Annotated in this window: 2 protein-coding genes; one reads left to right on the forward strand and one right to left on the reverse strand. The window is 41.0% G+C overall.

Going from position 1 to position 576, the window contains the following annotated elements; all coding sequences use genetic code 11:
* Nucleotides 1-238: hypothetical protein (locus KTH90_RS24695; protein ID WP_238727619.1), on the forward strand; the 238-nt coding region annotated here is incomplete at its 5' end.
* A 3-nt stretch (nt 239-241) separates the two neighbouring features.
* Here the strand turns inward: KTH90_RS24695 and KTH90_RS24700 are convergent.
* Nucleotides 242-576, reverse strand: a 335-nt coding sequence (locus KTH90_RS24700; protein WP_238727620.1) for a hypothetical protein, incomplete at its 5' end; no start/stop codon positions are given.

Here is a 576-nt window from a genome sequence, read left to right on the forward strand (position 1 = left end):
AAATAATAATTTAGCGACCCATAAAACTTCGGGTGATCATGACAGTAGATATATTAAAAAATCAGGCAATGGTACGATTACTGGTAATCTGACTGTTGCTGGTACCATAAACGATAGCCGCGGCAATCTTGTTGGCGCTGGCACATCAAATAGTGTGGCAATTGTGTGGTCATCAGCTATGCGGTTTGATGTATATGTCGATAATACCTTCGTCGGCACGTTGACTCCAGTCAAATGATCATTAACGTGCATACACGATCCTAAGATTGTTGGTATTATTCATATATGACGTGCCCCCGATATTAAAGTCGGTAACATATAATGTGCTTGTCGTAACACCGACAGAGCAAAACGCATTTACACTGCTGTCGCGATAATAGCCGTCCCGGAATTTTTGTATAGTGTCAGTCAAACAGGCCGTTGGAATGTTGAAAACAAATCGAGTATTACTTCCGGTGGTATTCTCTCCAATCACGATCAATAATTCCCTGTACTGGGTATAGTCCCTGTTAACAGGATTGCTACTGCCAACAACACCTGATTCGGAGAGTTTTTGCCAGCTTAAATTATTATTTA

It is taken from the genome of Diplocloster modestus (genome assembly GCF_019042245.1).
GTDB lineage: Bacteria > Bacillota > Clostridia > Lachnospirales > Lachnospiraceae > Diplocloster > Diplocloster modestus.